Origin of the sequence: Vibrio sp. 10N.261.51.F11 (assembly GCF_041471665.1) — a bacterium.
Taxonomy (GTDB): Bacteria; Pseudomonadota; Gammaproteobacteria; order Enterobacterales; family Vibrionaceae; genus Vibrio; species Vibrio crassostreae_C.
In genome coordinates this window covers 1-8,287 of sequence record NZ_JBFROW010000050.1, presented here as the reverse complement: position 1 = coordinate 8,287, position 8,287 = coordinate 1, and the positions used below count along the sequence as shown (strand labels likewise).

Annotated in this window: 7 protein-coding genes and 1 pseudogene; 1 reads left to right on the top strand and 7 read right to left on the bottom strand. The window is 45.0% G+C overall.

What is annotated here, in order from left to right:
* Window positions 1-68: 68 nt before the first annotated feature.
* From deoD to AB4351_RS16280, 7 genes are all read right to left on the bottom strand, one after another.
* Complete coding sequence (deoD, locus tag AB4351_RS16310; RefSeq protein WP_017063285.1) at window positions 69-788, bottom strand: purine-nucleoside phosphorylase; 720 nt, start codon at window positions 786-788, stop codon at window positions 69-71.
* A gap of 65 nt (window positions 789-853) precedes the next feature.
* Window positions 854-2,074 (bottom strand): phosphopentomutase, encoded by a 1,221-nt coding sequence (locus tag AB4351_RS16305; RefSeq protein WP_372126586.1) that lies wholly within the window; start codon window positions 2,072-2,074, stop codon window positions 854-856.
* 76 nt (window positions 2,075-2,150) lie between these two features.
* Window positions 2,151-3,479 carry a thymidine phosphorylase gene (deoA, locus tag AB4351_RS16300; RefSeq protein WP_017063283.1) on the bottom strand — a complete coding sequence of 443 codons (1,329 nt, stop codon included), beginning with the start codon at window positions 3,477-3,479 and terminating at the stop codon, window positions 2,151-2,153.
* A gap of 223 nt (window positions 3,480-3,702) precedes the next feature.
* Window positions 3,703-4,479 carry a deoxyribose-phosphate aldolase gene (gene deoC, locus AB4351_RS16295; protein WP_010436196.1) on the bottom strand — a complete coding sequence of 259 codons (777 nt, stop codon included), beginning with the start codon at window positions 4,477-4,479 and terminating at the stop codon, window positions 3,703-3,705.
* Window positions 4,480-4,999: 520 nt separating this feature from the next.
* On the bottom strand, window positions 5,000-6,262 hold the full coding sequence (locus AB4351_RS16290) for a NupC/NupG family nucleoside CNT transporter (RefSeq protein ID WP_372126585.1): 1,263 nt from the start codon (window positions 6,260-6,262) through the stop codon (window positions 5,000-5,002).
* A 204-nt stretch (window positions 6,263-6,466) separates the two neighbouring features.
* Window positions 6,467-7,279 carry a TatD family hydrolase gene (locus AB4351_RS16285; protein ID WP_102319908.1) on the bottom strand — a complete coding sequence of 271 codons (813 nt, stop codon included), beginning with the start codon at window positions 7,277-7,279 and terminating at the stop codon, window positions 6,467-6,469.
* On the bottom strand, window positions 7,260-7,415 hold the full coding sequence (locus AB4351_RS16280) for a DUF5363 family protein (protein WP_017066983.1): 156 nt from the start codon (window positions 7,413-7,415) through the stop codon (window positions 7,260-7,262). Before AB4351_RS16280 ends, AB4351_RS16285 begins: the two co-directional genes overlap by 20 nt.
* Before the next feature lie 165 nt (window positions 7,416-7,580).
* On the opposite strand from AB4351_RS16280, the pseudogene AB4351_RS16275 reads away from it, so the two are divergent.
* A pseudogene (locus AB4351_RS16275) lies at window positions 7,581-8,287 on the top strand (hypothetical protein); the annotation flags it as partial.

Below are 8,287 nucleotides of genomic sequence, written 5' to 3'. Positions count from 1 at the left end.
TATTGGGGGTCAGTTCACAACGGGGCTTTTTGTTATCTGTTAACTTATCAAGCTAAGACAAATCAAGATTATTCTTGGTCGCCAAGCAGTACAGAGTCTAGTGCGATAACCATCATGTCGTTGAAAGTCGTTTGACGTTCATCTGATGTCGTTTGCTCACCAGTCTTAATGTGGTCAGAAACAGTACAAATCGTTAGAGCTTTTGCGCCGTATTCAGCACACACACCATAGATGCCAGCCGCTTCCATCTCTACGCCAACAATGCCGTATTTGTCCATTACTTCGAACATCTCTGGATCTGGCGTGTAGAACAGCTCAGCCGAGAACAGGTTACCGACTTTTACGCCGACACCGAGAGCTTTGGCTGCATCTTCTGCCGCGCGCACCATTTTGTAATCCGCAATAGCCGCAAAGTCATGATCTTTAAAGCGAATACGGTTCACTTTAGAGTCAGTACATGCGCCCATGCCGATCACCACATCACGCACTTTGATATCTTCGCTCACTGCACCACAACTGCCCACACGAATGATCTTCTTCACACCAAAGTCTTTGATAAGCTCAGTCGCGTAAATAGAACAAGATGGAATGCCCATACCGTGTCCCATTACCGAAACCTTACGACCTTTGTAAGTACCGGTGTAACCAAACATGTTGCGAACGTCGCACACTTGAACCACTTCTTCTAAGAAGGTTTCAGCGATGTATTTAGCACGTAGCGGATCGCCTGGCATTAAAACTACGTCAGCGAAATCACCCATTTCAGCATTAATATGTGGAGTAGCCATTGAAAATATCCTTAATCTCAAAACAAAAAAAGAAGAGAGAGGTTTCCCTCTCTCTTCGTTAACTATTATAGAAAGCTTCTACCGTGTCCCATTGGCGATGTACCAAAGTATGACGCTAAGCTTTGACCGATATCAGCAAATGTATCGCGACGGCCTAAAGAACCGGCTGGAACCTTCTGACCGTAAACAATCACAGGGATGTGCTCACGAGTATGGTCTGTACCTGGCCATGTCGGATCACAACCGTGGTCAGCAGTTAAGATAAGCACATCGTCTTCTTTCATCATATCGATGATTTCATTGATGCGACCATCGAAGTACTCAAGTGCCGCTGCGTAACCAGCAACATCACGGCGGTGGCCGTAAGCTGAGTCAAAATCAACGAAGTTAGTGAACACGATAGTGTTGTCGCCCGCTTCATTGATCGCATCTTTGGTTGCTTCAAATAGCGCAGGGATACCTGTTGCTTTGGTTTTCTGAGTGATGCCACAACCCGCGTAGATATCAGAGATCTTACCGATTGAGTGAACGTTACCGCCCTTCTCATCAACCAACTTCTGAAGAATGGTGGCTGCAGGTGGCTCAACAGAAAGGTCACGACGGTTACCAGTACGTTCGAATTGACCTTTACCTGGGCCAATGAACGGACGAGCGATAACACGACCAATGTTGTAATCTTCTAGCTCTTCACGAGCAATCTGACAAAGATCTAATAGGTTTTGCAGGCCGAATGTCTCTTCGTGACAAGCGATCTGGAAAACAGAGTCTGCAGAAGTATAGAAGATTGGCAGACCAGTCTTCATGTGCTCTTCACCTAGGTTATCTAGGATTTCCGTACCAGATGAGTGGCAGTTACCCAAGAAACCAGACAGGCCTGCACGCTCAAGGATGCGGTCAGTCAGTTCTTTTGGGAAGCTGTTCTCTTTGTCGGTGAAGTAGCCCCAGTCAAACAGTACAGGAACACCTGCGATTTCCCAGTGACCTGATGGCGTGTCTTTACCAGAAGACAGCTCAGCAGCGTGACCGTAAGCGCCAATGATCTCAGCGTCTGCATCCATACCAGGAGCAAAACGACCCGTAGACTCTTTGTGAGCCATCGCTAGACCTAGCTTAGACAGGTTTGGCAGTGCCAGTGAACCTTTACGATCTGCATTGTCTGCAAGACCTTGGTCACAATGATCTGCGATGTGGCCCATAGTGTCAGAACCTACATCACCAAATTTGTCTGCATCCGCTGTTTCACCGATACCGAATGAATCTAAAACTAAAATAAATGCTCTTTTCATTTTCTTCACCAACTTATTGCTCTTTGCACCAGAACTCTGTTTATCGGTATACGCGAGGTATACCGATACCTGTTATTTACACGTCTTCAGAACGAATCTGACGGTAAACGTCTGGCGTTGCTGTATATTCTCCGCCCACAGTGATTGCATTTTGTAATGCTGTTGCAGCTTCTTGCCACTGTTGTTCGTTGCGAGCATGAATCATTGCTAATGGCTTATCTTCACTTGCTACTTCACCTAGGCGAATGAAGTGATCAAAACCGACTGCGTAATCAATGCTGTCAGTTGCTACACGACGACCGCCGCCCATACCAACCACAGCCATACCAATTGCACGAGTATCCATTGCTGATACCACACCGCTTTCTAGCGCGTACACTGGCTTAATAATGTCTGCTTTTTCTAGGTAGTTATCGTAGTTCATTACGAAATCAACTGGACCACCAAGGCCCGCTACCATTTTACCGAAGCACTCTGCTGCTTTACCGTTATCCAGTACTGCCATCAGTTTTTCGCGCGCTTCATCTGAATCTTTTGCAAGGTTGCCCAGCACCAACATTTCAGCACACGATGCTAGCGTGATCTCTAACAAGCGTGGGTTACGGTATTCACCCGTTAGGAACTGAACCGCTTCACGAACTTCTACTGCGTTACCCGCTGAAGAAGCCAGCACTTGGTTCATGTCCGTTAGGATTGCTGTTGTTTTAGTACCCGCACCGTTTGCTACTGCAACGATAGATTTCGCTAGCTCTTCAGATGCTTCGTAAGTCGGCATGAATGCGCCTGAACCTACTTTTACATCCATCACTAGAGAATCAAGGCCCGCAGCCAGTTTCTTAGATAGGATTGAAGCCGTGATCAGCGAGATGTTATCGACTGTTGCTGTGATATCACGAGTTGCGTAAACACGCTTGTCAGCAGGAGCTAGATCGCCTGTTTGACCGATGATAGCCACGCCAGCATCTTTCGTTACTTCACCGAACACATCGTTGGTTGGTGTAATGTTGTAACCCGGAATAGATTCCAGCTTGTCTAGCGTACCGCCAGTGTGGCCTAAACCACGACCAGAGATCATTGGAACGAAACCGCCACATGCTGCCACCATTGGGCCAAGCATCAGAGAAGTAACGTCGCCAACACCACCAGTAGAGTGTTTATCAACGATTGGGCCATCAAAGTTCATGTGGCTCCAGTCAATCACCATGCCTGAATCACGCATTGCACACGTTAGTGCGATACGTTCTGGCATCGTCATTTCATTAAAAAAGATAGCCATTGCGAATGCGGCAATTTGGCCTTCAGAAACCGTGTTCTTAGCCACACCTTGAATGAAGAAGTTAATTTCTTCAGCTGTTAGGACTTCACCGTCACGTTTTCTGCGAATAATTTCTTGAGGTAGATACATTAGTGCCTCCCAAACTCTAGTGAGTATGGTTTGTAGGGAAAAGAGGTAATATGGAGTGGCTTGACGCCACTCCATCAAACAGACTTATTATGTTCAATACTCTAAATATTTGGCGTTGCAGTTAGGCGACCAGTGAGTTCATTCCTATGAGCATAGAGGCTCTATGTGATTAGGAGGAACTTACGCAGTCAACAACGCTGCGGTGTCAAATATGACGAGTAAATTAGTATGCTGCTGGATCAGCAGTCTGGTCTGTCACTTCTAATGTATTAAGAAGGTTAGTTAGTAGGCTTGAAGCACCAAAACGGTAGTGCATGTTGTCTGCCCACTCAGCGCCTAGTAGCTCATCAGCCATTGCTAGGTATAGTGCTGCATCTTCAGCAGTACGTACGCCACCAGCTGGTTTGAAACCAACTGTTTTAGCAACGCCCATGTCACGGATAACTTCAAGCATCATGCGCGCGTACTCTGGAGTCGCGTTTACTGGCACTTTACCTGTTGAAGTTTTGATGAAGTCTGCACCTGCTTCGATACAGATTTGAGAAGCTTTCTTGATTAGTGCTTCTTCTTTCAGTTCACCTGTTTCGATGATCACTTTAAGCGTGATGTCACCACAAGCTGCTTTACACTGTTTAACTAGCTCAAAGCCAACTTCTTCGTTGCCAGCAATAAGAGCACGGTATGGGAATACTACGTCAACTTCGTCTGCGCCGTACGCTACCGCTGCTTTTGTTTCTGCAACAGCAATTTCGATGTCGTCATTACCATGAGGGAAGTTAGTTACAGTCGCAATGCGTACTTCTGGAGTACCTTGCTCACGCAACGCTTTCTTAGCTGCTGGGATAAAGCGAGGGTAAATACAGATTGCAGCGGTGTTGCCTACTGCAGTCTTCGCGTCATGACAAAGCGCCACTACTTTTTCAGTAGTATCGTCGTCATTTAGCGTAGTTAGGTCCATAAGTTTAAGTGCACGTAGAGCTGCTGCTTTTAAATCGCTCATTTCTATCTCCGATCAATATATTCAAATAGTTAACTACTTCGCCCTCCATCCAGTATAGATGGATATTTTAGTAATGCTCAGTAGCCACAAATGAACGGACTTGGTTCCCTGAAGACTTGATAACTTTCGCTACCAATTGCAATCCTTGTCACCGCACAGTACCAGTTTGGTCTATGGCACAACAAATCAGTCATGTTGTGTCTAACATCTATAGCGTATCGCTAATTTTGGCTTAATCCCAGAAGAATAACGTTCGAGTTGATTTCGAGGTTACTTTCTTGCCAACAGAGACATCCTATCCCTTTAGCTTATACATTATAGGTATCCATCAATAAATTGTAGTGCTCCTTAGAACGCAAACGGTTTGTATCTCAAAAAAACATTCTAGACCCTACATCGAATCTAAGCATAAGCGCGTGCATATACTAAAAACGGCAGGCCTAAAAACAAAAAAGCCCCGCAGCAATTTCTTGCTACGGGGCGATATTAAAGTGGCGTCTATATATCTAAATCTACTTGATTAGAAAGATAGGAAGAAGCCAGCAATTGTTGCTGCCATCAGGTTAGATAGAGTACCAGCTACAACCGCTTTAACACCCATACGTGCGATGTCGTGGCGACGGCTTGGTGCAATACCACCTAGGCCACCTAGTAGAATCGCAATAGAAGAAAGGTTTGCGAAACCACATAGTGCGAATGCGATGATAGCTTGAGTCTTCTCAGACATCACTTGACCAGTCGCTGCAACAACTTGAGCGTTTTCACCAACGTATGGTACGAAGTTTAGGTATGCAACGAATTCGTTAACAACTGTCTTCTGACCAATGAAAGAACCAGCAATAGTTGCTTCTTCCCATGGAACACCAATGATGAATGCTAGCGGTGCGAAGATCCAACCTAGAAGAAGTTCTAGAGTTAGGTTTTCCATACCGAACCAACCACCGATGCCACCTAGGATACCGTTGATTAGAGCAATTAGACCGATGAATGCTAGTAGCATTGCACCAACGTTAAGAGCTAGTTGTAGACCAACTGATGCGCCGCCTGCTGCTGCGTCGATAACGTTAGCTGGTTTGTCATCGCCACCGTCCATTTCGTCAGCGATGTTGTCGTCTGGCGTATCTGTTTCAGGCTTGATGATTTTAGCGAATAGTAGACCACCTGGTGCTGCCATGAATGATGCTGCTACAAGGTACTCTAGAGGTACACCCATAGATGCGTAACCCGCTAGTACACCACCAGCTACAGAAGCCAAACCACCACACATTACTGCGAATAGTTCAGAGTTAGTCATTTTAGGAACAAATGGACGAACAACTAGAGGTGCTTCAGTTTGACCAACGAAGATGTTTGCTGCTGCAGACATAGACTCGGCGCGAGAAGTACCTAGAGCTTTCTGAAGTCCACCACCAAGAACTTTGATTACAATTTGCATAACACCAATGTAGTAAAGTACAGAGATAAGTGCAGAGAAGAAAATCAGAGTTGGTAGTACTTGGAAAGCAAAGATGAAACCGATACCGTCAACTGAGAAGTTAACTAGGCTGCCGAATAGGAAACCAGTACCGTCTTTACCGTAGTCGATCACGTTTGCTACACCAGCAGAGAAACCTGCAAGTAGATCACGACCCCAAGGGATGTAAAGTACGAATGCACCAAGTGCGAATTGGATAGCGAAAGCGCCACCCACTGTTCTTAGATTAATAGCTTTGCGGTTGTCAGATAGTAGTACTGCGATTGCGATCAGTGCAACCATTCCGACTAGGCTCATAAACAGGCTCATAGTTTATGACTTCCTTATTAGTTATTTATTGGCGTGTTACAAAATGGGGCTATAAAGCGGAGGCAATTATACTCATGCGACCACTAATAAAGTAATGCCGTCCTCACACTTTCGTAGAAGATTCATGTACCATTCACACACAAATGTGACCCAAATCACAAGCTCAGTGCAATTTACGCAAACGATAAACAAAAACCTTCGATTTTATTCACATATACCGAATGCGCGATGGCTATTTTGCCAAATTTGCGCTGCAATCGATTGCTTTGGCTCTTTTCTAAGCAAAAAAAGTTCATTTAAGATCGTAACTAAATATTTGGAATGATTAACATTTCCTTGGTTCCCATACATGGGCATGTCCGGAGCATCCGTTTCCAATACCAGACATTCAAGGGGCAATTTTGCGATGGTTGTGCGTGTTTTTTGCGCTCTTGGGTAAGTTATCGTTCCACCGACGCCAATATAGAAACCGAGCTTGATCCACGCCAAAGCTTGCTGTTCACTCCCAGAAAAACCGTGAATCACACCACCTAAGGTGAACTTATGCTGCTTTATTAGCTCGATAAGTCGGTTGTAAGACTTCCTCTCATGGATGATTAAAGGCAGGTCAAACTCCTTGGCAAGCTCCATTTGTTGGATGAAAAAGCGCTCTTGTTTCTCTCGTTCAACGTCCACAAAAAAGTCGAGCCCGCACTCACCTATCGCGACACATTGGCTGTTTTTTGAAGCGAGTAATTGGCGAAGTTCCGAAAATTGTTCGTCATTGGCCGGTTCTAAAAAGTAAGGATGGAAGCCTAATGCATAGTAAATATTGGGGTGAGATTGAGCGATTTCATCGAGCTTCCTCCAGTTACGTTGGCCGATAGAAGGGATGATTAACTTCTCGACTTGCGCTTGTTTCGCTTCTTTAAGATAGCCATCAATAGTTTGATCAGGTGTAAAACCTTGCTCAAACGCCTCAAAATCCGCGTGGCAATGAGTATCAAACAGCGGAAAGTCACTTATTTGCTGTGTCATTTTCCCTACTCTCCATTTGTTTCCCTTGAGGATCACGACGATAAGCAACACAACTGCGCTTGTTCTCAGGCGTTAAGCCAAGCTCTTCACACCACTTATCATATCTTTTAACCCAAGTTTTTATCCAACCCAACATACTTACCTCAAGTCTCAACCTAAAAAGCGCAAATGCATAAATTAGATTTATACATCAACACTAGCTGGCTATATTGTTGAAAATCTCACCACAGCGAATAATAAACGCACTTGCCAAGGAGGCATTGATAGCAAGACGCTCCATTCAATAACGAGATCCTACTTTATGAAAGCATCACTCTTAGCCATATCAATTTCTAGCGTATTAGCAGCACCTGCTTTTGCTTCTGCACCTCAAGTTGACGTAGAACTAGCAAACCAACAAACACTTCAACTTATTGACGAGCAGATGAACGCTATCGATGCTTCTGTTCAGTATAAATTAAACGAACAATATGCCAATGCTACTCCAGGCACGACAGCTACAGTCGATGATGTAACTTACGAAAAACAATCTAACGGTACCTGGGCTGCAGTTGGTGCCGCCTCGGCTGCGTTGGTTGCAGGGCTGTTAAGTAGTTCTTCATCTTCCAGTTCATCTGACAACGGTAATACAATCCCAGAGCTTCCAGTCACTACTTCAATGGACAGTGTTGGTACATGGAAAGTCGCGGATAATGACAGTGGATATATTGTGACTCTTGTTGGGCAAGAGGTTTATGTTGATTCAAGCAATGTGACACTTCACAACGATGGCACAGCAATCATTGTCGTGAACGATCGCAAACTTATAGTAGGAATCAATGGAGATGAGCTTTACCGAGTAGATCAAGTTACTCGTCCAGAAATGAATGAGCCAACATTTCCCGGTGAGCCTATCGAACCTGGTATTCCTACAGTTACTCCTGGAACCGGTGAAATGGATTACGTCGCAGAATTTATTGGCATAGATGGTATGGACTACTTATTTGAAGTAGACGGGGAGACCGTGCG

Coding starts and splice junctions, on each gene's coding strand:
- AB4351_RS16305 (WP_372126586.1), bottom strand. CDS start 2,074: ATGAAAAGAGCATTTATTTTAGTTTTAGATTCATTCGGTATCGGTGAA.
- deoD (WP_017063285.1), bottom strand. CDS start 788: ATGGCTACTCCACATATTAATGCTGAAATGGGTGATTTCGCTGACGTA.
- AB4351_RS16285 (WP_102319908.1), bottom strand. CDS start 7,279: ATGACACAGCAAATAAGTGACTTTCCGCTGTTTGATACTCATTGCCAC.
- AB4351_RS16280 (WP_017066983.1), bottom strand. CDS start 7,415: ATGTTGGGTTGGATAAAAACTTGGGTTAAAAGATATGATAAGTGGTGT.
- AB4351_RS16290 (WP_372126585.1), bottom strand. CDS start 6,262: ATGAGCCTGTTTATGAGCCTAGTCGGAATGGTTGCACTGATCGCAATC.
- deoA (WP_017063283.1), bottom strand. CDS start 3,479: ATGTATCTACCTCAAGAAATTATTCGCAGAAAACGTGACGGTGAAGTC.
- deoC (WP_010436196.1), bottom strand. CDS start 4,479: ATGAGCGATTTAAAAGCAGCAGCTCTACGTGCACTTAAACTTATGGAC.